Genomic DNA, 23116 nt, shown 5'->3' with positions numbered 1-23116 from the left:
GCCCCGTTAATCTTTGATTAACGGGGCTTTTTTTATGGTGATTGTTTTAGGCGGCTAGTTCATCGATTTTAATTGTGGCTTGTACTGGCAGTAAAATTGGAACATAGCGCTGAATGTGTTTGGGTGTTTTTTCTCAAATAATTCCCATTGGTCTAGATTGTCTAGCGCACAATCAGAGCCAATAAATTGTTTAAATGACTCTTTTAGTTGCGTATCCAGGTTAGAGAACCCCAAAAACATCAACTGATGTGTGTCGCATAATGCTTTAATCGATTTTGGTGTAAAGCCTACTTCATATTCATGCAGTAATAAATCCACCACGCCGCTCATGCTGTAAAAATCATCAGATTCGGTAATTAGATGTTTATCTTCGATTTTGTCATCAGCAAAGATAGCATGGCGTAATATTCGAATGTCTTGCTCATTTTTTTCGATGCCGCCGTGTTTATAGGCTTTACGAATTTGATAAACCGGTTTACGAGCCCGTTTGCTGTATAGCGATAATTTTAAAAAGCCATTTGGCTTTAGGCTGCACAGTAAACCATTTAATGCCGTCTTATAATCTTGAATGTGATGCAAAACACCTGAGCACTCTACAATATCAAATGGTTTGTCTAGTTTTGAAAGCTTGGTTAAATCGGCTAAATGAAATTCAATATTTTCAATGTCTAATTCAGCGGATTTTTTATACGCATAGCTTAAACTGGTTTCGCTAATATCTAAGGCTGTTACATGGGTGTTGTAAAAGTATTTTGCAACATTCAGTGCATGACGACCTGTACCACAGCCTGCCACTAAAATATTTAATGGTTGCGATAAAATAGACGTCGGCACGTTAATCCATGGAAACTCATGCTGAAGTGCCCGACCATAATTCGTGACATTTTTATTGTCTAAAAACTGCCATCTTGGATAAGGGAAGCGTTCATATTGTGTTTTAACTTCGTGGGGATTGCCTTCTGATATCGAAGTCATTGCATTAAATTCGAAATGTTGTTCATGCAGTAAGCGATCATGCGCCACTTTTATATCAAAACTAATAGCAGGCCAGCTACTATTATCAAAATCGAATAAAATTTTATGGTTGTCTATGGTGTACCAAGATTCATACATGGCAAACAGCATGAGTGCACCAGATATATCAGTGGGTGTGCAGCCCGATTGTGTTAATGATTGTTCAATCATGGTTTTAAGCGTTAACACCATTGAACGCTCAGCTTCTGTGTAAGGCATTAAGAATTCATTGTTCAATGCATATTGGCATAAGGCTTCACATAACGGCACATACTGATTAATTAAGCGGCCTTTTTTACTGGCATGGGCCAATAATTCTTGGCGCAGCGCAATAATTAGCTTCTCAAGTAACTCATTTTTAATAATAGTATTTTGTAACGTTTTCAATAATAAAATAGAGTTAGCCATATCATTAAATGAAGAGGCGCTGCCTTGATTGTTCAATTTGAACTTGTAAATTAAAACGCTGCAGCATAAATGAGAGAGCTGATTCAAATTGAGATCGTCCCAATTTAAATAACTAATTAAATCTTGTTCAAGTTCTGGATCATAATAATCGGCTACTAATCCCTGTGCACTGTGTAGTAGGCGGCTACGAATTTGTACATCTTGGGCGTTTGTTTTGACCAGTTGCCTGTATAACTGAAAAGCCTCAACTTTTCGTCCCTGCTCAACCAAGGTGTAAGCCAAGCTTACTTCTGCGCGCGTTTGATTCGGCGCCAGTGCAATGGCTTGCTTAAATGCTTGTTCGGCTTCATTAAAATCATGTAAAGCGAGTGCAACGTGACCGGCACTGTACCAGTAGCCCGCATTTTGAGGGTGTTCGGTTAAGGCTTGTTCGATAGCGTGATGCGCTTTTTCGAATTGACCGGATTCCAGCTCAATCCTTGTTAAAAGATTAAGACTATCACCATCCAGCGGTGCGATATCCAGTGCTTGCATGATAAAAGATTTGGCACCTTTTAATGCTTGTTGACGCACCTTGTGATCATGATGGTTTTGGGTTTCATCAAATAACAAAAACGTCTGCTTTTTAAGCTCATTAATTAAGCTTAATTTTTTGCGACTGAGCTTGTCCTGTTTTGGATTTGCACTGTTGCTAAGAGCCATGGGTAAATCCTTTCGCTACGATAACAGCGATTGCTATGATATTTCCTTATAAGCACACCCTGTGCCATGAAAAATATTGCTTATATTTCAATTGGTTAGGTGTTTTATGTGTGGACTCGATCCGTTTTAAAGGGGCAGAGGCTTGCCGCTTTTAGTGGGAAATCGTACCGCTGTGGCGTAGTGTTACTATGCCAAATCAATCTATTTTAAATAATTATTAAAGATATTCAGACAAAGGCCGTTTACCTTTATGTAGTAATTGAGGGGTATGAGTATGTATACAAAAGGCGCAAAGGAATACAGTCAAGTTAGCTTGCAAACAGAAGTGATGGAAGCTGATCCACACAAGCTAATTCAACTATTACTTGAAGGGGCACTTACTCGGCTTTCTATGGCAAAAACCTACATAGAAAAGAAAGATTATGCGGCAAAAAATGAAAAAATTGGACGTGCAATCGATATTATTTGTGCGCTTCAAGAGTCACTGGATCATGAAAGGGGTGGTGAAATCAGTGCTAACCTGGAACGCCTGTATGATTATATGGCACGTCGCTTATTTGAAGCGAATACTAAAAACGACGCCGTGATCATAAATGAGGTTATGGAACTGTTGTCCGAGGTGAAAACCGGCTGGGAGGGCATTCGTGCAAGCTATGAAGAGATTAAAGGTCAAGGCAAATTGCAGCCAGCACCTGAGCAAAATCACTTGTCAGTCTAGTTAGTACTCGCCAATATTTTAAGAAGGGCCGTCAAGGCCTTTTTTATTATAGCCCCCGTATTATATGGGCTATAGGAATTAAACAGTTAAAAAACAACTAACTAGCTAGAAAAATATTTTGAACCTATTGAAGAAAATGGTTTACAGATCTCATTTTTTTTGACACTAATAAGCTAATGCAAGGTAAATGACAAAATATCATTTACTTTGCTTATAAATAATAACAATAAAATTTTATCGTCATTTATTTGACCGCAACGTCCTCATCAACTTAACTAGAAGAAACTAGTCAAATTAACGACGAGTTTGTGACCAAATGAAGTCAATAAAAACTGGGGTAAAGGTGCACCATGTGGCGAGAAATTAAAGTCCTGTTGGTGGATGATAACGAGCAACGTCAACATGACATGCAAGTATTGCTTGATTTTTTAGGTGAAGAGTCATTTAGCAGCAAAACATCGAATTGGCGCGATGTTGCAATTAGTAATGGCGATGTCTCTAATATTGTTGCCTTCATAATTGGCAGCTCTGAAAAGACATCATTAGATACGTTACTCAAAGAAATAAATGAATGGGACAAAGGCATGCCCATGATTTATGTGGGTGATGAGGAGCTTCCTTCCGATTTACCCGATGATGTACGCCGTTCTATTATTGCTCATGTGAGCATGCCCCCCAGTTACAATAAACTTTTAGATAGTTTGCACCGAGCACAAATTTACCGTGAACATTTTGCTCATAATCGCGTTCGTGGTGAACGCCGCCCTGTTCAATTATTTCGCTCATTGGTAGGAACCAGTCGCCAAATTCAATATGTGCGAGAATTAATGCATCAAGTGGCTGATAAGAGTGTAACGGTTTTAATTACAGGTGAAAGCGGTACAGGTAAGGAAGTGGTTGCGCGCAATTTACATTATCACAGTGGTCGTCGTGATGGCCCCTTTGTTCCAGTTAACTGTGGCGCTATCCCAAATGAATTAATAGAAAGCGAATTGTTTGGTCATGAGAAAGGCGCATTCACAGGGGCCATTACATCTCGCAGTGGTCGTTTTGAAATGGCTGAAGGCGGTACGCTTTTCTTAGATGAAATAGGTGATTTACCGCTCAATATGCAAGTAAAGTTATTACGAGTTTTACAAGAGCGTACCTATGAGCGTGTTGGCGGTACTAAAACATTACAAACAGATGTACGTATTATCGCAGCAACGCATAAAAATCTTGAAGCCATGGTCGCAGATGAAACCTTCCGTGAAGATTTATATTATCGACTAAACGTTTTTCCGGTCGAAGTACCCGCGTTACGTGATCGTCGTGAAGATATCCCGCTTTTGTTAAACGAATTAATCTCTCGTATGGAAAATGAAAAACGCGGTTCTATTCGTTTTAATAGTGCTGCGATCATGTCCCTGTGTCGGCATGATTGGCATGGAAACGTACGCGAACTGGCCAACTTAGTTGAACGCTTAGCGATCTTACATCCTTATGGTGTGATTGGTGTACCAGAACTGCCGAAAAAATTCCGCCATGTTGATGAAGGTGACGAAGATGAAAGTCGCATGCAAGAACCGGTTATGCTTCCTAGCGAACCAGGTCTTGTTGGGTTAGATACTCCTGCATTGTTACCGGTAAACGGTATTGATTTAAAAGATTATCTGACTAACTTAGAACGCTCATTAATTCAACAAGCACTTGATGATGCTTGCGGTGTTGTCGCCAGAGCCGCTGAAAAATTAAAAATACGCCGTACAACGTTAGTTGAGAAGATGCGTAAATATGGCTTACAGCGAAAAGAAAAAGAACACGCAGAAGAATTTGACGATTAATTTCGCTAACGAGCGAGAATAAAAAAAGCCCGAAAGGGCTTTTTTTATATCTAATAAACGACGTTTCTCTTATTAAATTGACCAATATTCTATTTTTAATACCCACCTTAGCTTAACCATTCTCTTTATATACTGCGTCATTATAAAAATGTGATGCGGCACGCAAATTGCCATTACCACTATAGAAAGCTTATTTAGCCATTTATTTGGCTTCATTAACACGTTTAGGTGTGGAGTATATGACGTCTTACATTGAGAGTCCTCACGAAATACAACCCAAAGAAGGGTTACGTCAAGCATTTGAACTCTTTAATCAAATGTCGGAACAACTCACTGACAGTTATAGCAAGTTAGAAAGTCAGGTTCATCTTTTATCGGGTGAGCTTGCAGAAGTCAGTGCAGCACGCATGAAAGAGTTAAAAGAAAAAGAACGCCTAGCGGATAGACTGCACAGCCTATTGCAATTATTACCGGGTGGTGTCGTGGTGCTTGACGGCAATGGTCGAGTTCAAGAAAGTAATCGTGCTGCCCATGCCATGTTGCATCATGAAGGGTTGCAAGGACAGCTTTGGCGAAATGTGATTAATCAATATTTTCGCCCCCGCGAAGATGATGGCCACGAAGTATCATTAATTAATGGCAGACGTCTAAGCATCCAGACTTCTGGTTTAGAAAATGAACCGGGCCAAATTGTATTAATGACAGACCAAACAGAAACCCGTGACTTACAAGCAAAACTGGCACGACACCAGCGTTTAATGGCTATGGGGAAAATGGTAGCCAGTCTCGCTCATCAAGTACGTACGCCACTATCTGGCGCCATGTTGTACAGTCAGCACTTAGCTAGTAATGACTTGGATCCGCAGACTCGTATTAAATTTTCTAAGAAGTTAGGGCGTCAATTAAAAAATATTGAAGCTCAGGTGCGTGATATGTTGATTTTTGCTCGTGGTAGCGCGCCATTGAATAAGTTGCTCAAGCAAAATGATTTAATAAAATTAATTTGTGAGGCAAAAAATATCCTGCATAAACAGTTTCAAGCTGAAATTGAAATCAGTAGTGAATATTCAGAATGCCAGATTCAATGTCATCAAGAAAGTTTGATTGGCGCGATTCAAAACCTTATATCAAACGGAATTGAAGCCGCTGAAGAGCACACAGTGCAAGCCAGAATACGTGTCCACATTATTCAAAAAAATAATTATTTAACCATATCTGTTTGTGATAATGGTCCAGGTCTAAATGCCGATGAATCAGAAAAAATGACTGAACCGTTTTATACAACCAAAAGTAATGGAACAGGCTTAGGTTTGCCAGTGGTCAATGCGGTTGTGCGTGCCCATTATGGGAAATTGAATTTCTTTAATCATGAACAAGGTGGTGCATGTTTTGTTATGTCGCTGCCTATTAGCCATCAAGCAGTTAAAAAGGAGATGGGCCGTGAATCAATTTAAAATGCTGATAGTTGAGGATGATAGCCAATTGCGTGATGCGATTGTTGATACTCTGCAATTACAAAAAATACAAACGTTCGAAGCCAGTAGTGCTGAAGACGCTATGGTATTTTTGCAAAAGCAGTCAGTCGATATGATTTTATCGGATATCAGTATGGGGGCATTATCTGGCTTTGATTTACTCAATCATGTGAAGAGTCAGTACCCATCTATTCCTATGGTTTTAATGACGGCGTTTGGTGAAGTTGAAAAAGCGGTACAGGCTATTCAGCAGGGTGCGATGGATTATCTGGTTAAGCCATTTGAAGTCAGTGTATTAGTTGAAACCGTGAATCAATTTCGTCATCAATCCAGTGATCAAACTAAAAGCAATGAACCGGTTGCACAAGACCCTTCTAGTCGAGCGTTATTAAAACTCGCGAAACAAGTTGCCGGCAGTGAAGCAACCGTTTTAATTAGCGGTGAAAGCGGTACAGGTAAAGAAGTATTAGCACGTTATATTCATCAAAATAGTCCACGAAAGAGCGGGCCATTTATTGCAATTAATTGTGCTGCTATTCCTGAAAATATGTTGGAATCCACGTTATTTGGTTACGAAAAAGGTGCATTCACCGGTGCTTATAATAGTATGCCAGGAAAATTTGAGCAGGCTCAAGGCGGTACATTACTGTTAGATGAAATCAGTGAAATGGAAATTGGCCTACAAGCAAAATTATTACGTGTGCTACAAGAACGAGAAGTGGAGCGCTTAGGTGGGCGTAAGGTGATTTCATTAGATGTTCGCATTTTAGCAACCACCAATCGTAATTTAATCGAATACGTGAACGAAAAAAAATTCCGTGAGGATTTATATTATCGTTTGAGCGTATTTCCATTGCAATGGAAATCATTACGTCAGCGCCAGCAGGACTTATTGCCTATTGCTGAGCGTTTACTGCACAAACATTGTAAAAAACAAAATAAATCGACACTTATTTTTGATGAAAGTGCACAGCAAAAATTACAGCAACATAGTTGGCCAGGGAACGTTCGAGAATTAGATAACGTTATTCAGCGAGCGCTTATCATTCAAACCGGCCACAGTATTACAGCCAGTGATATTGTATTGAATGTCGAATCAGAAACACACATGCAACCGCTTCAAGCGAGTCCGTTTCAAGGCCTAGATATGGCCATTCCCTCAGAGCCTGTAATGGCTACTAATGTACCGGCTGATGGGTTAGGTGATAATTTAAAACAACGCGAATATACCTTAATTTTAGATGCTCTAAAGCATGAAAAAAATAAAAAAAGAGCCGCTGAAAAACTGGGCATTAGCCCACGTACATTACGATATAAAATGGCTCAAATGCGTGAGCAAGGCATCGATATTCAAGCCAATTTAATGTTTTAGTCAGTAACAAAACAAACTTTAACTTGGCCTGTGTTATGCAATTAACACATACGAATGGAAAAAATGTCAGGAAGACGTCTAACAGGGACGTTAAGGCAGGGAAGCTGCCAACGGATGGCATTTTTTTGGCAAACTAATGAATGAGGTGAAACATGGTTGATAGAGCAGACATAAACAGTGTCCTATCACAATTGCGCCAAGTACGCTCTCAAATACAAGAGCCTAACCAAACGGACTTATCCGCAGCGGATCGATTGACACAAGAAGTCGATAAGTTACAAAACCAAAGTCAAAATTATCCCAATATCAAAGCAGATCCGAATGTTCCGGACTTTCAAACCATGTTTGGTAATGCCATTAATAGTGTTAATGAGCAACAAAAACAAAGTTCAGAACTGCGTACTCGTTTTGAGAAAGGTGATCCAATGGTGGATTTACCCGAAGTCATGATTGCCGCGCAAAAAGCCAGCGTATCATTTGATGCCATGAAAGAAGTCCGCAATAAGCTTGTAGATGCTTACAAAGACATTATGAATATGCCCGTTTAGGTGTGTCATTTTTATTTAAGCCAGGTTTTTATTTTATAGACAACCGTAGTTAAGGTTACATTATCATGGCAACAGACAACGTTCCGGCAGAAACAGGGGAAAACTTCCCAGCTCAGTCAGATCCCAATATGACTGACCCAGCAGAGAGTTTAAATGACTCACTGCCGGATGCCATGGATGCCAGTGAAATAAACCCAGTTATGATGGGCTTTAACAAGCTTACGATTGTAAGGCAAGTGGCTTTACTTGTTGGGTTTGCAGGTTTACTCGCATTGGGGATTGGTGTTGTTGTTTGGTCTCAAGAAACACAATATAGGCCGTTAATTAGCAACCTTGAAGATTTTAATGCTAGAGAAATTTTAAGCATACTTGATCAAACCGGCATTGATTATCGCATTAACCCAACGTCAGGCATTGTTACGGTTCCTGAATCTGATATTCACGAAGCTCGCTTGGCCCTTGCGCCCGTGTTAGCAGATATCGACGATTCCACAGGTTTAGAATTATTAGATAAAGAGCAGGGTTTAGGTACCAGTCAGTTTATCGAAAGCGCTCGTTATCGCCGTGGTCTTGAAGGGGAATTAGCGCGGACAATTTCGAGCTTACAGAGTGTGCGAAATGCACGTGTACACTTAGCATTACCTAAGCAATCCGTGTTTGTACGAGATGATCGAGAACCAAGAGCATCCGTTTTTTTAGAGATATATGGCGGCAAGGGTCTCAAGCAAGCACAAGCAGAAGCCATTATAAATTTAGTGGCCAGCAGTATTCCTGAATTGCCAGTGGAAAACGTCACCCTAGTGGATCAAAAAGGCAACTTGCTGAGTAAAGACGATAAAAATACTGAAGATTTATTAGCGGCTAAGCAATACGAATTTACACGCAAACTTGAAGAAAATTTAAATCAACGCGTACAGCGTATTTTAGAACCGGTTTTAGGGTCGCAAAATTTTCAAGCCGAAGTCAGTGCCGATTTAGACTTTACCGCGGTCGAACAAACACAAGAACTCTACAATCCAGACTTAATAGCCCTTCGTAGCGAGCAAACCTTAGACGAAGAAAGTCTAAATAAAGTTGAGGGCGGCATCCCTGGAGCATTAACAAATCAACCTCCAGGCGTAGCAGAGGCGCCAGAGGTGGCTGAAGGGGCAGATGGTGAAAAACCTCAGCCGACCCAGCGTCGCAGCGAAGCCACACGGAACTATGAAGTTGATCGTACTTTGAGTCATACTCAACATCAGGTAGGCAAAATCCGCCGTGTTACCGTCTCCGTCGCGGTTAATGATCGTGCGCGTATGAACCCGGAAACGGGTGCAACAGAAGCGGTGACTTGGACTGCCGAAGAATTATCGCGTTTAGAAATGTTAGTGAAAGATGCTGTTGGTTTTAATGCGGCACGCGGTGACAGCGTCAGTGTGATAAACAGCGCATTCTTGGGTGGTCCGCAAGAATTGGGTGAACCTGACTTCTGGCGTCAACCTTGGTTCTGGGAAATCGTCAAACAAGCACTGGCTGGTTTATTCTTATTAATTGTTATTTTTGGTGTGATTCGTCCCATTGTGCGCAACCTTATCGACAGGGGCAAAATGGATGAGAACGCTGAAATCGAAGGAGAACTGGACGACCTTGGTAGCGGCGATGATCTCTTTGGTGACGATAAAGTTACCTTGGCAGGAGCGGATGAATTTTTACTACCTGGTGCCAGTGAAGGGTTTGAACGTCAGCTAGATGCGCTGAAAGGACTCATTGCTGAAGATCCTGCCAGAGTGGCGCAAGCATTTAAGAAATGGGTGAACAATGCCGAAGGATGAGCAAAAACCAGCGACTGAACCAGCCAAGCCACCTGCAGCACCAAAAGGTGAGCTTGCCAGTTTAGATCACAAACAACGCGCCGCTATTTTGTTGATGAGCTTAGGTGAAAAAGACGCAGCTGAACTGCTTAAGCACCTAGGCCCAAAAGAAGTGCAGTCGGTGGGTGCAACCATGGCCCAATTAAAAGATATTTCACAAACACAGGTTGAAGGGGTTGTTGCTGAGTTTTTAGACAGCTTATCAGGGCAAACTGGTTTAGGTTTAGGGGCTGATGATTATATTCGTAACATGCTGACCCAAGCATTGGGTTCGGATAAAGCAGGTGGCTTGATTGATCGTATTTTATTAGGGGGCAATACCACAGGTTTAGATACCCTAAAGTGGATGGAAAGCCGAGCTGTGGCAGATATTATTCGACATGAGCACCCTCAGATTCAAGCCATCGTTATCGCGTATCTCGAAAGTGATCAAGCCGCCGAAATTTTATATAACTTCGATGAAAAAGTACGACTCGACATCATGATGCGTGTTGCATCATTACAAGCGGTGCAACCATCCGCGTTACAAGAACTTAACGATATTCTTGAAAAACAATTCTCGGGTAGTCAAGGGCAACAAACCACGGCAATGGGCGGTGTGAAAGTTTCGGCTGGCATTATTAATAATCTTGATAGTACCTTGAGTGGTGAATTGCTTGATCAAATTAAAGAAGTGGATGAAGAGCTAGGTGTGCAAATTCAAGATCTTATGTTTGTGTTTGAAAACCTTAACGAAGTGGATGACCGGGGTATTCAAGTATTGTTGCGTGAAATATCGGGCGACCTACTGACGATTGCATTAAAAGGTGCGGATGAAGATCTTAAAGAGAAAATATTCCGCAATATGTCAAAACGTGCAGCCGAGCTATTACGAGATGATCTTGAGGCCAAAGGCCCAGTTAAAGTCAGTGAAGTGGAGACCGCACAAAAAGAAATTCTTTCGATTGCTCGTCGTATGGCGGATGCAGGCGAAATTGTATTAGGTGGTGCCGGTGGAGAACAAATGGTTTAGCCGTTACACACGATTGATAATATCTTCATTCGCAACCGATTTTAGAGTGCAGTAACCATGACTGAACGCCGAGAGCGTATACCTGCAGATGAAGTAAAAGAGTCTAAGCGCTGGAATTTGCCTTATTGGACGGAGCCTAGTCACCTTGTAAATAGCGATGAAAAAGTTGATGAAGAAGATGTTCTGGTTGAAGACGAAGAAATTGAAGTTGAACCGTTAACCGCAGAGCAGTTAGAACTCATTCGCCAAGAAGCATTCAATGAGGGCCTAGAGCAAGGTCTAATAGAAGGCAGGCAAAAAGGTGAAAAACTAGGTTATGAGGAAGGCCATCAAGAAGGCTTAGAAAAAAAGGTCAAATTGAAGGTCGAAAGTTAGGTTTTGACAGCGGTTTTGAAAAAGGTGAAGCTCAAGCCTTAACAACAGGCACGCAAGAAAACGAAAAAAATATTAACATTTTTAAATCCATTCTGACATCAATCAATCAAGATTTAATCAACCAAAAAAAAGAGATGTCAGAAAATTTGCCTGATATCATCTTGGCCATGGCAAAAGCGGTGATCACCCAAGAATTAAGCCAAGGCAGTGAGCACATTGTTACCTTAGTGCAGCAAGCGTTAGATTCACTACCATTAGATAGTGGTCACTTAAAAATAGATGTAAACCCATCGGACTTGCCTTTTATTGAGGCCGCCATAGAGCAAGGTGAGTTTGAAGGCGAAGCCCACGCATCAGAAAAAATAGAAGCGGGTGGTTGTCGAATTCATACTCGTTACAGCGCCGTAAACTTTACCTTAAGTGAACGTTGGGCAACCATTGAAAAGCAATACTATCGTCAACTACAACTTGCTCTTAATGAGGGGGAAGATAGTGATGATGAGGGAGCAGATGATCTCGATTTAATCGCGATGCATACTGAACTTGAGCAAGAACATGAAGATCAAGGCAATAAGGCCGAACAAAATTTAGAAGCAGATAAACGAGAAGATCAAGATACAGGAAACAAAATTGAGACAGATATAGATGCTGATGACGAATCGGATCAGGCAGATAATGAAAAAAATGAGCGTCATCAGGTAAGTGAAAAACATACTCTAGAAAACGAAAACGAAAACGAAAACGAAAACGAAAACGAAAACGAAAACGAAAACGAAAACGAACAACAAAACCAAGAACAGCAAAGCAGCTTAACAGATAGCGCTTCTGCAGAAGCAGAAGTCTCCTCACCAATGAGCGACGAACACACTTCAGATCCACTAGCTAAAAACAGCAATTCGATAAAAAAACCAGACGAGTCAGTTGAGCAAGAGGGTGATCATGAGTCTTAAATCCATACGCTGGTTAAAAGAACATGGTGAATACTATTGCCAACCCACAGTGTCGGGTCAGTTGACGCGTATGGTTGGCCTCACTATGGAAGCGGTAGGTTGCAAAGTAAAAGTGGGGGATCGCTGCTGGGTAGAGCAAGGCAATGGCCAGATAGAAGCTGAAGTGGTGGGGTTTGATCGTGATAAATTCTTTTTAATGCCCATTGAGCCAGTGCAAGGTTTATCACTGGGTGCCAAGGTCACACCAATTTTAGATGGTGACCAAATTCCAGCAGGCTTTGGTTTATTAGGCCGTGTACTCAATGGCGCAGGGCAGCCCTTAGATGGCCTTGGTGACATTGTTAGCAGCGAATACATCAGCCTTGAAGGCAAGATCATCAATCCAATGAAGCGCGCGCCTATTCGCGACACAATGGATGTGGGCATTCGAGCAATTAACGCTTTACTGACGGTGGGTCGAGGCCAGCGTATGGGGCTATTTGCGGGTTCGGGTGTCGGTAAAAGTATGCTGTTAGGTATGATGACGCGGTTTACTTCCGCCGACATTGTCGTGGTTGGCTTGGTAGGAGAGCGTGGTCGAGAAGTACAAGAATTTATTCAAGACATATTAGGTGAAGAAGGATTAAAGCGTGCCGTTGTAGTCGCCAGCCCCGCAGATGACAGCCCAATTATGCGTATGCGAGCGGCGTCGTTGAGCACCGCTATTTCAGAATACTTTCGAGATGAAGGTAAAGACGTGCTGTTATTGATGGATAGTCTTACCCGTTATGGCCAAGCTCAGCGTGAAATTGCATTAGCGGTTGGCGAGCCGCCGGCCACAAAAGGTTACCCGCCATCTGTGTTTGCTAAAATCCCTAAGTTGGTTGAACGTACTGGCAATGGTCCACCGGGAGGTGGTTCCATCACTGCATTTTATACAGTATTAACAGAAGGTGATGATCTGCAAGATCCCATTGCTGATTCTGCCCGAGCCATACTCGATGGCCATGTCGTATTAAGTCGACGCTTGGCAGAAGAAGGCCAATTGACCCTGCGATCGATGTTGAAGCTTCCATCAGTCGAGCAATGCCGCAAATTGTCGATTCTGTAACCTTAAAGTCAGCACAACGATTTAAATACTTGTATAGCTTGTATCAACAAAATAAAGACTTGATCAGTGTTGGAGCATACAACCCTGGCAGCAGTCCTGAGTTAGATCTTGCTGTGCGTTTGAACCCAGTAATGAAAGCGTATTTAGCACAAGACTTAAACCAAGCCATCACGTTAAAAGAAAGTATGGAAGGGTTAACCATGATATTAAATGAAGCCATTGGTCGAAATGCGCAGCCACAAGATACAACTGACGTATCATGAGCCGCGAACGCGCAAAACGACTCAAACCATTAGTACAGATTGCCCAAAATGCGGTTAATGAAGCACTTTCTTATATAGGTGCGCTTCAGCAAAAACTGAATAGTGAACAAGAAAAAAGTAATACATTACTTGGTTACCAACAAGATTACCGTGAGAACTTTCAATCCCAAGCCAGCGTAAAGGTTTCTGGTTTACAGATACAACAGTTTGAATCATTTATGCGTCAAATAGACGATGCCATCACTCAACAAAATAACCATATTTTTCAAGTTAAAGAGCAACTTAAAAAAGCTCAAGCTATTTATCAAACACTTAATCAAAAGTTGAAGAGCTACGAAAAGTTAGAATCCCGACTTAATGATCAAGCAATTGCGTCAGAAAACCAACAGATGCAAAAATTTTTAGATGAAATAGGCGCACAACTACATCGCCTTCATAGCTCATAATTATTAATAAAATAATTTTTCTGCCGCCCCAAACATTCTCTGTATTAGCGTCTAACATTATCAATAAATGAGCTAAAGGCAGTACAAGAAATGGATATGGATAAAATCGACTTAGGTACTCGCTGTACCATAGTTAAGGCAGAGGAGCTGCATGGGCAAATGGAAAGCTTGATTCAATCCGGTAACGATATCGAAATTCAATCCGCAAGCGTCGAGCAAATAGACACATCTGCATTACAACTTATCCTTAGTTTTCATCAGGCATTAGCCAAATATGATCGTAAGCTCACTTGGCCAAATCCCTCTGAGCAAACAGTCGCGACAGCCAAGTTGCTGGGCATTGACGAACACATTGGATTGAATGGACATTAAATCGGGAGACTAATTTATGGCAAAAATATTAGCAGTAGATGATTCAGCCTCCATGCGCCAAATGGTTAGCTTTACATTAAAAGGGGCGGGTCACGACGTAGTAGAAGCCAGTGATGGTGCCGAAGCATTAAAGTTTGCACAGGGACAAGGAGTTGACCTTGTACTGAGTGACGTGAATATGCCGAATATGAATGGCATTGAATTGTGCCGTAAATTACGGGAGCTACCGAGCTATAAATTCACACCGATCTTAATGCTCACCACCGAATCTGCCGGTGATAAAAAAATGGAAGGTAAAAGCGCAGGGGCAACTGGTTGGATCGTAAAACCATTCAACCCTGATCAACTTCTTACCACCATTAAGAAAGTTTTAGGGTAAATTCATGAGTATTGATCTTAGCCAATTTCACCAAGTATTCTACGAAGAAAGTTACGAAGGTCTAGATGCTATGGAGCAAGGCCTGCTCGAGCTAGACTTGGTGGAACCTGATGCTGAGATAATAAACACAATATTTCGTGCCGCACATTCAATGAAAGGGGGAGCGGGGACATTTGGTTTTAACCAAGTGGCTGGGTTTACCCATGTGCTAGAAACATTGTTAGATCAAATACGCAGTGGCAAGCGTGCCATGAGTCAAGATATTCAAAATTTACTATTGAAAAGTGTTGATTGCATCAAAGGGTTATTACAAGACTTGCAGGCGGGTAATGATCCAAACTTAACTGAAACCAATAGTTTAAAAGCACAATTTGAAAGTATCTTAAATGTCGGGTCAGCTTCTACAGGTGCAAACATACCAGATGAGCCTCCGTCACCACCTGCTGTAGACAAACAAGATGATGATAAAGCCGGTGGCTGGCATATTCGGTTTATTCCGGAATTAACTATTTTACAAACAGGTAATGAACCTGCGCGCATGTTTCGCCAATTAGCCGAACTGTGTGATTATCAAATGCAAGTCATTGCCGATACGCAACGTCTACCTGAGTTAACTGGGCTTGATCCTGAGAAATGTTATTTGGCTTGGGATATTCGTATAGAAAAACCCATTGAAAAATCTGAAATAGATGAAGTATTTGAATGGGTCATTGATGATGCTGAAATTATCATTACACCGTTGTCAATGGGTGTGGATTCGACAGGTTCAGCATCGGGTGAACATGCATCAAATGCAGGTGAAGAAAAACCAACAGAGAGTGTTGTTGCGCCAGCCACGCCCCCTGCTGAAAAAACCGTCGTCAAAGCGGAAGCCGTAGCGGCTCAGCCCCAAGCTAAATCACCACAAAAGGCGCAAGAAAGTTCATCTATTAGAGTGAGCATCGACAAAGTTGATAGCTTAATTAATATGGTTGGTGAGCTGGTGATTACTCAATCAATGCTTGGGCAACTTGGGCAAAATTTTGATATATCAAGAGTACAGCGTTTACAAGAAGGGCTAGCGCAATTAGAGCACAACACTCGTGAGCTACAAGAGAGTGTGATGAAAATTCGCATGATGCCTATTAGCTTTGTATTCAGTCGATTCCCTCGCTTAGTACGGGATGTGAGTATTTCTCTTAATAAAAAAATTGAGCTGTTAATGTCAGGTGAAAATACCGAACTTGATAAAACGGTAATGGAAAAAATAGGCGACCCAATGGTTCACCTTATTCGCAATTCGATTGACCACGGCATTGAAGTGCCAGCCGATCGTCTTGCAGCAGGCAAGCCAGAAACAGGTACGGTTAAATTAGATGCTTATCATCAAAGCGGTAATATCGTCATTGAAATAAAAGATGATGGCGCGGGTATAAATTCAGACCGTATATTATCAAAGGCGATTGAAAAAGGTTTAGTGGCAGAAGGTGCAAACCTAAGCCAAGAACAAATTTTTGACCTTATTTTTCAACCTGGTTTCTCTACCGCGGACATCGTCAGTGATTTATCAGGTCGTGGTGTGGGTATGGATGTCGTACGTCGTAATATCTCAGCATTAAACGGTTCGATCGAAGTAAGCTCAGAAAGAGGTCGCGGTTCTCGCTTTGTGATTCGATTACCTCTAACCCTTGCCATTTTAGACGGTCAGCTTGTTAAAGTCGGAGATGAAATATACATATTTCCTTTGGTCAGTATTGTGGAGTCCATTCAGCTAGATGATCGTGCCATTAACCATGTTGGTGGCCACAGTGATGTACTTCAGTTGCGTGATGAATATGTCCCCATTATTGAACTAGATGACGTATTTAATATTGATAAAGAAAAGAAACCCATTGAAGAAAGTATCATTGTTGTGGTTGAAACCGATGGTGAAAAAATGGGCGTAGTTGTTGATGAACTATTAGGTCAGCAGCAAGTGGTTATCAAGAGTTTAGAAGAGAACTACAAACGAGTAGATGGTATTTCAGGTGCAACTATATTAGGCGATGGTACCGTTGCACTGATCGTGGATATTAGCAGCTTGTCAAAAATGAGTGGGGCATCATCAAAAATTATTGATGGTAGCCATAAAGCCGCATAGTGGAAAGCCGATCATATGACTGCAACGAGTGAAGTGGAACAAAAAGATCAGCGTGCTGGATTCGAAGATGGGGTTCTGACCGAGCAATATTTAACGTTCATTATGGCAGATGAAGAATATGGGGTTGATATTTTAGCGGTACAAGAGATTAGAGGTTGGGAGTCAGCGACCCCAATACCTAATAGCCCCAAGTATTTGAAAGGCGTAATTAATTTGCGTGGCACCATTGTCCCTATTATGGATTTACGTTTGCGTTTTGATTTATCAAAAGTGGAATACGGAGACGAAACCGTTGTGATTGTACTTAAGATATTCACAGCGAATGGGACGAGAACAATGGGGATTATTGTTGATGCTATCAGTGATGTGTATGACGTACCCATTGGCGATGCAAAAAATAAAGGGCTAGGTGACAATAAGAATTCAAACTTTATAAAAGGGTTGGTTACTGTGAAAAAAAACATGGTGATTCTATTAGAACTTGAAAATCTTTTAACGATTGATGATTAGGTGGTAACAAAAATGGATAGTTTAAGCCGGATGAGCATACAGTATAAATTTATAATGCCTTGGATATTACCTCTTGTTGGTTTGGTATATGCCTTTATTACAATCCCCCAAGAACAAGCGGGCAATGCTTTAATTGTACTTAGTTTGTTGTGTTTAGCGGGGCTTATTGCTCATTGGATGCAAGCGCATAAGTTGTTGACGGTGTTAGTCTTGGCTACTCGAAGTGCAAACGCCACCGCTAATGGTGATTATAGCTACGACCCAAGTACAAAAGGGAAAGACGAATTAGCTAAATTAATATACACCCTGGTCAACCTACGCAATAGCATAAAAGGCATTGTGTCGAGCACAGATACCAGTAATCAAAAAGAAAATGAAGCCAAAGTGTTTGCAATTGATAAAGTACAAGCGATTATCGAATTTAACATGGACGGTACAATTATTACGGCTAATCATAATTTCTTAAGTGTTATGGGGTATACACTCGATGAAGTTAAAGGAAAGCATCATAGTATATTTGTAGAGCCTAGCTTTAAAGAAAGTAATGAGTACCGTATGTTTTGGGAGAAATTAAACAGTGGTGAATTTGAAAGTGAAGAATATAAACGCATTGGTAAAGGTGGTAAAGAAGTTTGGATTCAAGCATCTTATAATCCTGTTTTAGGTGAAGATGGTAAGCCTTATAAGGTTGTTAAATTTGCAACCAACATTACAAGCCAGAAAAATGAAAGCATCTCCAATACTCGAATTAAGCGTGCATTAGATTCATGTGCAGAGTCTTGCTTGATGGTAGCGGACGAAGAATACAATCTTGTTTATACCAATAAAGGTGTAAAAGACATGTTTGTAACCGCAGAAAACGATATCAAAAAAAGCATCCCTAGCTTCTCAGTTGATAAAGTTTTAGGGCAAAATATTGATATCTTCCATAAAGACCCAAGCTATCAGCGCTCTATGTTAGATAAGTTATCAGGCACACATGAAACCCAATTAAATCTTGGTGGTCGGACATTCTCTTTGATCGTTAATCCAGTATTGAGCGCAGAGGGTAAGCGCATAGGTACAGTTGTTGAGTGGACAGATAAAACAGAAGAAATAGCACGAACTGAGCGAGAAGAAAAAATTTCGGCTGAAAATTCTCGTACACGAAGTGCGCTTGATGTATGTCAAGCAAATGTAATGATGGCAGATGAAGAATTAAATATTGTATATTTAAATGATTCTGTTCGCGAAATGCTGAATGAGGCACAATCGGATATTAAGAAAGATTTACCGAACTTTGATGTTAAAAATCTAATGGGTTTTAATGTCGATGGTTTCCATAAAAATCCTTCTCACCAAAGAGGAATGCTCCGTGACCTTCGGGATGTTTATAAAACCAATATTGTAGTAGGTGGAAGAACATTTAACCTTGTTGCGACGCCTGTTTGGCAAGATGAAAAACGCCTTGGTACAGTTGTTGAGTGGCTTGATTTAACAGAACAGTTAACTTTTGAGGCTGAGCAGAAACGCACAGCGGATGAAAATACTCGCGTTCGTTTAGCACTTGATGCTTGTTCAGCGAATACAATGATTGCTGATAATGATCAAAATGTTATTTATACCAATGAAGCCGTAGCTGGCATGCTACGTATAGCAGAATCTGATGTGCGTAAAGATTTACCTCAATTTTCAGCCAGTCAGGTATTGGGCAGTAATATTGATATTTTCCATAAAAACCCTGCCCATCAACGACAAATGCTAGCGGCATTAAAAGATACTTATAAAACGCAAATTGTTGTAGGTGGACGTACGTTCTCATTAATAGCGAGCCCAATTGTTAACCCAGAAGGGGAGCGATTAGGTACAAAGTGGTTGAATGGAGTGATCGTACAGAAGAAGTATCGGTTGAACGTGAAGTTGATAATATTATTGAATCTGCAAGTAAAGGTGAGTTAAGTCTGCGCGCCACCGTGGATGATAAGAGTGGGTTCTTTAAAAACTTATGCATGGGCCTTAATAGTTTAATGACAATCTCTGAAAACGTCATTAACGACACCGCGCGCGTATTAGACGCTATGGCTCATGGTAAGTTAGATGAGCGTATAGAGGCTGATTACCAAGGTATTTTCGGAAAACTAAAACAAGATGCCAACGCCACAGGCGAACGATTAACCGATGTCATTGGACGTATTCGTGAATCAGCTAATACCGTAAGTACTGGCTCAACTGAAATTGCACAGGGCAATACAGATTTAAGCCAACGCACAGAAGAGCAAGCTTCCAGTTTAGAAGAGACAGCATCTAGCATGGAAGAAATGACAAGCTCGGTGCGTCAAACCAGCGAGAACGCCTCTCACGCTAATAACTTAGCGGCCAATGCGCAAGACAAAGCCCAGAAGGGCGGTCAAGTCGTTAGCAAGGCAGTGGGAGCGATGGAAGAAATTAATACGTCCAGTAAAAAAATTGCAGATATTATTGGCGTGATTGATGAGATTGCATTCCAAACCAATTTATTAGCGCTAAATGCTGCTGTTGAAGCGGCTCGAGCAGGTGAGCAAGGTAAAGGCTTTGCAGTGGTCGCCGGTGAAGTGCGTAACTTAGCGCAGCGCAGCGCAGGTGCAGCAAAAGAAATTAAAGACCTTATTCGCGATAGTGTCGAAAAAGTGGATAACGGTACCGACCTTGTTAACAAGTCAGGACAAACATTGGCAGAAATCGTCGAAGCTGTTGAAAAAGTGAACACAATGATTAAAGAAATCAGTTCAGCTTCAGAAGAGCAAGCCAGTGGTATCGAACAGGTTAATAAAGCCATTAGTCAGATGGATGAAATGACGCAACAAAATGCGGCTTTAGTTGAAGAAGCATCTGCCGCCAGTGAAACCATGACCGAACAAGCGAAAAATATGCTTGATTTAGTTGGCTTCTTTAAAGTGGCATCCGGGTCGGATGTACAAAGCCCAATGGCGATGCATCAATCATCCGGTCATCATGGGGGAGGTCAATCCTCAATCAATAAACCAAGAGCCTCAACGGCACAGACGCATAAACCGTCAACGGCAAGTCGCCCAGTGGTCAAGGATGATGATGATGACTGGCAAGAATTTTAGTGACGTAAATTAATATGGATTTCACTGGAAAGGAATTCCCAATGGCTGATGAGGACTTTAAACGCCTCACAGCCATGGCGTATGATATTAGCGGTATCGTACTGGGTGATCAAAAAAAAGAACTGGTCTACAGTCGTGTATCTCGACGTATCAGAAAACTGGGTCTAAAAAACTTTGCACAGTACTGCAAATATTTAGATGCTAACCAAACGTCTGAAGTAAATGAATTTGTAAATTCAATTACGACTAATCTCACCTCATTTTTTCGTGAATCACATCATTTCGAATACTTAGCAAAAGAACTTATTCCTCAGTGGAAAAAACAAGATAAGTCTAAGCCTATTCGAATTTGGTCTTCGGCTTGTTCTACTGGGCCCGAGCCTTACAGCATTGCCATCACATTATATAAAAATATGATGGTCAAGCAGCATGATATTAAAATTTTAGCCACTGATCTTGATAGTGATGTATTAAAAAAAGGTCGAGAAGGGGTGTACCCCCTAACTGAAATCGAACAATTGCCGCGTGATTACTTGTCTTGTTTTCAACAAAACTCGGGAACTGCCATGGGAATGGTTAAGTCAGATATTAAAGCGCTGATTCAGTTTAACCGCCTTAATCTTTTAGGGCCATGGCCTATGACGGCAAAATTTGATGTTATTTTTTGTCGTAATGTAGTGATTTATTTTAACAAAGAAACACAAAAAGAATTATTTGAACGGTTAGCAGATCAGCTCAATGATGGTGGGTATTTGTTTATTGGCCACAGTGAAACCTTACACGGTATGACGTCACGGTTTGAGCCTAAAGGTCGCACTATTTATCAAAAGGTAAGGTAATGGATCATCATCCGTTAAGTCAGCCAGTGGCTGAAAAGGGTTTTGAACATGTTAATCGATACTTTGATCCCAAGCTCAATGTGTGGTCAGCAAAGATTTTACCGGGTGAATTTTATATCACGACTCACGGTGAAATGATCAGTACCGTTTTAGGCTCTTGTATCAGTGCTTGCGTGCGAGATGTGACGTTAGGAATTGGTGGCATGAATCATTTTATGTTGCCGATACAAAATGAGCACAGTACGCCACAATGGGGGAGTGATGCTAATACATCAGAAACTCGTTATGGTAACTGGGCAATGGAATACCTATTAAATACGCTTTATAAATTAGGGTGTTCAAAGCGCAACCTTGAGGTGAAGCTATTTGGTGGTGGTCAAGTACTGGCGAGTATGACTGATGTGGGTCAGCGAAATATTTTATTTGCTTATGATTTTTTGCGTAAAGAAGGCATTAAAGTAAAAGCCGCTGATGTAGGGGATGTTTTTTCTCGAAAAATATTATATTTTCCTGATACTGGTAGTGTCAAAGTTAGGCGAATTACAACGACGCGCAATGAAACGATCATTGAGCGTGAAAAAGGTTACCTCGATTCAATTAGGGAGCATAAAGATGACTCTAATATTGAATTATTTGATTAAGTTAGGTGGGTCATGATTAAAGTTTTGATCGTAGATGATTCTATCTTAATACGAAAAGTACTCACTGAGATATTATCGAATCAAGCGAATATAGAAGTGGTTGGCACGGCTGCCGACCCTTATATTGCTAGGGAAAAAATCAAGACACTTAATCCTGACGTTATCACACTTGATATTGAAATGCCGAAAATGGACGGCATTACCTTCTTACGTAATCTTATGCGTTTACGCCCATTGCCAGTGGTGATGATCTCAACATTAACGCAAAAAGGCGCCCCTTCAACACTTGAAGCATTAGAAATTGGTGCGGTGGATTATATCGGTAAGCCTAGCGCCGATAAACCTGAGTTATTAGCCGAATACGCTGATGAGATTGTTAATAAAGTAAGAACGGCCTCAGTCGCTAATGTGAGTCGCTTAGAAATTCAGGCTAATCGATCAGCTAGCAAAACTGTTAAGCCCATTACGAAACAAGGATTGAATCGTGACGCCATAATTGTGATTGGTGCGTCAACAGGAGGAACAGAAGCCATTCGTGAGTTACTGTGTATGCTGCCTGCTGATACGCCGCCCATTGTTATCACTCAGCATATCCCGCCCGTATTTAGCAGCTCATTTGCCAATCGTATTAATAATCTTATCCCTCAAGACGTGAGCGAAGCACAAGATGGCGATAAAATCATGCCAGGTCACATTTACATAGCCCCTGGTGACCGGCAGTTTGAGGTGCTACAAAAAGGCGGGCACTTCTATTGCAAAGTATATGACGGTGAGCGAGTCAATTTACATAAACCCTCTGTTGAAGTGTTATTTGATTCTATTACACGCCACCCGCAGTTAGTTAAACGTACGATTGGTATTATGTTAACGGGGATGGGGGCCGACGGTGCGGCTGCAATGTTACGCATGAAACAAGCTGGCAGTTATAATATTGTACAAGACAAAGAAAGCTCAGTGGTCTGGGGGATGCCGGGTGCGGCAGTCGAATTAGGCGCTGAAAACATCATTCTACCCTTGAATCAAATTGCAGCCCATACGGTAAAAAAATTAAAAAACGCAATTAAACACTAAATTTTACTAAACTATTTTTTTTGAACTATGCTCAAAGAAAGCAGTAAAAC

General features: G+C 41.2%; 20 protein-coding genes and 2 pseudogenes. 21 read left to right on the top strand and 1 reads right to left on the bottom strand.

Features of this window, described 5'->3' with window-relative positions; translation table 11 throughout:
* Window positions 1-54: 54 nt before the first annotated feature.
* On the bottom strand, window positions 55-2124 hold the full coding sequence (locus ACU6U9_RS13395) for a methyltransferase domain-containing protein (RefSeq protein WP_446735528.1): 2070 nt from the start codon (window positions 2122-2124) through the stop codon (window positions 55-57).
* 274 nt (window positions 2125-2398) lie between these two features.
* Here ACU6U9_RS13395 and fliS point away from each other — a divergent pair, with 274 nt between their 5' ends.
* The 21 genes and pseudogenes from fliS to ACU6U9_RS13290 all read left to right on the top strand — a co-directional run bounded on the left by fliS (window position 2399) and on the right by ACU6U9_RS13290 (window position 23066).
* Window positions 2399-2842, top strand: coding sequence for a flagellar export chaperone FliS (fliS, locus tag ACU6U9_RS13390; protein WP_446735527.1), 444 nt, complete (start codon window positions 2399-2401; stop codon window positions 2840-2842).
* 350 nt (window positions 2843-3192) lie between these two features.
* On the top strand, window positions 3193-4665 hold the full coding sequence (locus ACU6U9_RS13385) for a sigma-54 dependent transcriptional regulator (protein ID WP_446735526.1): 1473 nt from the start codon (window positions 3193-3195) through the stop codon (window positions 4663-4665).
* Between the two features lie 239 nt (window positions 4666-4904).
* Window positions 4905-6119, top strand: a complete 1215-nt coding sequence (locus ACU6U9_RS13380) for a sensor histidine kinase (RefSeq protein WP_446735525.1) — start codon at window positions 4905-4907, stop codon at window positions 6117-6119.
* The gene (locus ACU6U9_RS13375) at window positions 6106-7512 is read left to right on the top strand and encodes a sigma-54-dependent transcriptional regulator (RefSeq protein ID WP_446735524.1); all 1407 of its coding nucleotides are present in this window, start codon (window positions 6106-6108) and stop codon (window positions 7510-7512) included. The genes ACU6U9_RS13380 and ACU6U9_RS13375 overlap by 14 nt, the downstream gene beginning before the upstream one ends.
* Window positions 7513-7664: 152 nt before the next feature.
* Window positions 7665-8060, top strand: coding sequence for a flagellar hook-basal body complex protein FliE (gene fliE / locus ACU6U9_RS13370; protein WP_446735523.1), 396 nt, complete (start codon window positions 7665-7667; stop codon window positions 8058-8060).
* Window positions 8061-8188: 128 nt separating this feature from the next.
* A complete protein-coding gene (gene fliF / locus ACU6U9_RS13365) occupies window positions 8189-9871 on the top strand; it encodes a flagellar basal-body MS-ring/collar protein FliF (RefSeq protein ID WP_446735875.1) in 1683 nt (560 codons plus the stop codon).
* Window positions 9858-10922 (top strand): flagellar motor switch protein FliG, encoded by a 1065-nt coding sequence (gene fliG / locus ACU6U9_RS13360; RefSeq protein WP_446735522.1) that lies wholly within the window; start codon window positions 9858-9860, stop codon window positions 10920-10922. The genes fliF and fliG overlap by 14 nt, the downstream gene beginning before the upstream one ends.
* A 57-nt stretch (window positions 10923-10979) precedes the next feature.
* Window positions 10980-11297, top strand: a complete 318-nt coding sequence (locus tag ACU6U9_RS13355) for a hypothetical protein (protein ID WP_446735521.1) — start codon at window positions 10980-10982, stop codon at window positions 11295-11297.
* Window positions 11279-12247, top strand: coding sequence for a FliH/SctL family protein (locus ACU6U9_RS13350; protein WP_446735874.1), 969 nt, complete (start codon window positions 11279-11281; stop codon window positions 12245-12247). Before ACU6U9_RS13355 ends, ACU6U9_RS13350 begins: the two co-directional genes overlap by 19 nt.
* Window positions 12237-13600 (top strand): annotated as a pseudogene (gene fliI / locus ACU6U9_RS13345) (flagellar protein export ATPase FliI). Before ACU6U9_RS13350 ends, fliI begins: the two are co-directional and overlap by 11 nt.
* A complete protein-coding gene (fliJ, locus tag ACU6U9_RS13340) occupies window positions 13597-14046 on the top strand; it encodes a flagellar export protein FliJ (RefSeq protein WP_446735520.1) in 450 nt (149 codons plus the stop codon). Before fliI ends, fliJ begins: the two are co-directional and overlap by 4 nt.
* Window positions 14047-14142: 96 nt before the next feature.
* Window positions 14143-14418, top strand: coding sequence for an STAS domain-containing protein (locus tag ACU6U9_RS13335; RefSeq protein WP_446735519.1), 276 nt, complete (start codon window positions 14143-14145; stop codon window positions 14416-14418).
* 16 nt (window positions 14419-14434) lie between these two features.
* A complete protein-coding gene (locus ACU6U9_RS13330; protein WP_446735518.1) occupies window positions 14435-14797 on the top strand; it encodes a response regulator in 363 nt (120 codons plus the stop codon).
* A gap of 4 nt (window positions 14798-14801) precedes the next feature.
* Complete coding sequence (locus ACU6U9_RS13325; RefSeq protein ID WP_446735517.1) at window positions 14802-16916, top strand: chemotaxis protein CheA; 2115 nt, start codon at window positions 14802-14804, stop codon at window positions 16914-16916.
* Between the two features lie 15 nt (window positions 16917-16931).
* The gene (locus ACU6U9_RS13320) at window positions 16932-17426 is read left to right on the top strand and encodes a chemotaxis protein CheW (protein WP_446735516.1); all 495 of its coding nucleotides are present in this window, start codon (window positions 16932-16934) and stop codon (window positions 17424-17426) included.
* A gap of 12 nt (window positions 17427-17438) precedes the next feature.
* Window positions 17439-19364 (top strand): PAS domain-containing protein, encoded by a 1926-nt coding sequence (locus tag ACU6U9_RS13315; protein WP_446735515.1) that lies wholly within the window; start codon window positions 17439-17441, stop codon window positions 19362-19364.
* Window positions 19277-19555: pseudogene (locus tag ACU6U9_RS13310) on the top strand (methyl-accepting chemotaxis protein); the annotation flags it as partial. The gene ACU6U9_RS13315 and the pseudogene ACU6U9_RS13310, both read left to right, overlap by 88 nt.
* A 159-nt stretch (window positions 19556-19714) precedes the next feature.
* Window positions 19715-20515, top strand: a complete 801-nt coding sequence (locus tag ACU6U9_RS13305; protein WP_446735873.1) for a methyl-accepting chemotaxis protein — start codon at window positions 19715-19717, stop codon at window positions 20513-20515.
* Window positions 20516-20556: 41 nt separating this feature from the next.
* Window positions 20557-21354 (top strand): CheR family methyltransferase, encoded by a 798-nt coding sequence (locus ACU6U9_RS13300; RefSeq protein WP_446735514.1) that lies wholly within the window; start codon window positions 20557-20559, stop codon window positions 21352-21354.
* Complete coding sequence (cheD, locus tag ACU6U9_RS13295) at window positions 21354-21995, top strand: chemoreceptor glutamine deamidase CheD (protein ID WP_446735513.1); 642 nt, start codon at window positions 21354-21356, stop codon at window positions 21993-21995. Before ACU6U9_RS13300 ends, cheD begins: the two co-directional genes overlap by 1 nt.
* 12 nt (window positions 21996-22007) lie before the next feature.
* Window positions 22008-23066: a protein-glutamate methylesterase/protein-glutamine glutaminase gene (locus tag ACU6U9_RS13290; RefSeq protein WP_446735512.1), complete on the top strand. Its 1059-nt coding sequence runs from the start codon at window positions 22008-22010 to the stop codon at window positions 23064-23066.
* Window positions 23067-23116: the final 50 nt, after the last annotated feature.

It is taken from the genome of Pseudomonas sp. HK3, from assembly GCF_052920985.1.
Note: the sequence above shows the minus strand (reverse complement) of the source record. Positions and strands in the feature narration are given on the sequence as shown.

Excerpts from the sequence above, each read along its gene's own strand:
- ACU6U9_RS13395 (WP_446735528.1), bottom strand. The coding sequence starts at position 2,124 with ATGGCTCTTAGCAACAGTGCAAATCCAAAACAGGACAAGCTCAGTCGC.
- fliS (WP_446735527.1), top strand. The coding sequence starts at position 2,399 with ATGTATACAAAAGGCGCAAAGGAATACAGTCAAGTTAGCTTGCAAACA.
- ACU6U9_RS13385 (WP_446735526.1), top strand. The coding sequence starts at position 3,193 with ATGTGGCGAGAAATTAAAGTCCTGTTGGTGGATGATAACGAGCAACGT.
- ACU6U9_RS13380 (WP_446735525.1), top strand. The coding sequence starts at position 4,905 with ATGACGTCTTACATTGAGAGTCCTCACGAAATACAACCCAAAGAAGGG.
- fliE (WP_446735523.1), top strand. The coding sequence starts at position 7,665 with ATGGTTGATAGAGCAGACATAAACAGTGTCCTATCACAATTGCGCCAA.
- fliF (WP_446735875.1), top strand. The coding sequence starts at position 8,189 with ATGACTGACCCAGCAGAGAGTTTAAATGACTCACTGCCGGATGCCATG.
- fliG (WP_446735522.1), top strand. The coding sequence starts at position 9,858 with ATGCCGAAGGATGAGCAAAAACCAGCGACTGAACCAGCCAAGCCACCT.
- ACU6U9_RS13355 (WP_446735521.1), top strand. The coding sequence starts at position 10,980 with ATGACTGAACGCCGAGAGCGTATACCTGCAGATGAAGTAAAAGAGTCT.
- fliJ (WP_446735520.1), top strand. The coding sequence starts at position 13,597 with ATGAGCCGCGAACGCGCAAAACGACTCAAACCATTAGTACAGATTGCC.
- ACU6U9_RS13335 (WP_446735519.1), top strand. The coding sequence starts at position 14,143 with ATGGATAAAATCGACTTAGGTACTCGCTGTACCATAGTTAAGGCAGAG.
- ACU6U9_RS13330 (WP_446735518.1), top strand. The coding sequence starts at position 14,435 with ATGGCAAAAATATTAGCAGTAGATGATTCAGCCTCCATGCGCCAAATG.
- ACU6U9_RS13325 (WP_446735517.1), top strand. The coding sequence starts at position 14,802 with ATGAGTATTGATCTTAGCCAATTTCACCAAGTATTCTACGAAGAAAGT.
- ACU6U9_RS13320 (WP_446735516.1), top strand. The coding sequence starts at position 16,932 with ATGACTGCAACGAGTGAAGTGGAACAAAAAGATCAGCGTGCTGGATTC.
- ACU6U9_RS13315 (WP_446735515.1), top strand. The coding sequence starts at position 17,439 with ATGGATAGTTTAAGCCGGATGAGCATACAGTATAAATTTATAATGCCT.
- ACU6U9_RS13305 (WP_446735873.1), top strand. The coding sequence starts at position 19,715 with ATGGAAGAAATGACAAGCTCGGTGCGTCAAACCAGCGAGAACGCCTCT.
- ACU6U9_RS13300 (WP_446735514.1), top strand. The coding sequence starts at position 20,557 with ATGGCTGATGAGGACTTTAAACGCCTCACAGCCATGGCGTATGATATT.
- cheD (WP_446735513.1), top strand. The coding sequence starts at position 21,354 with ATGGATCATCATCCGTTAAGTCAGCCAGTGGCTGAAAAGGGTTTTGAA.
- ACU6U9_RS13290 (WP_446735512.1), top strand. The coding sequence starts at position 22,008 with ATGATTAAAGTTTTGATCGTAGATGATTCTATCTTAATACGAAAAGTA.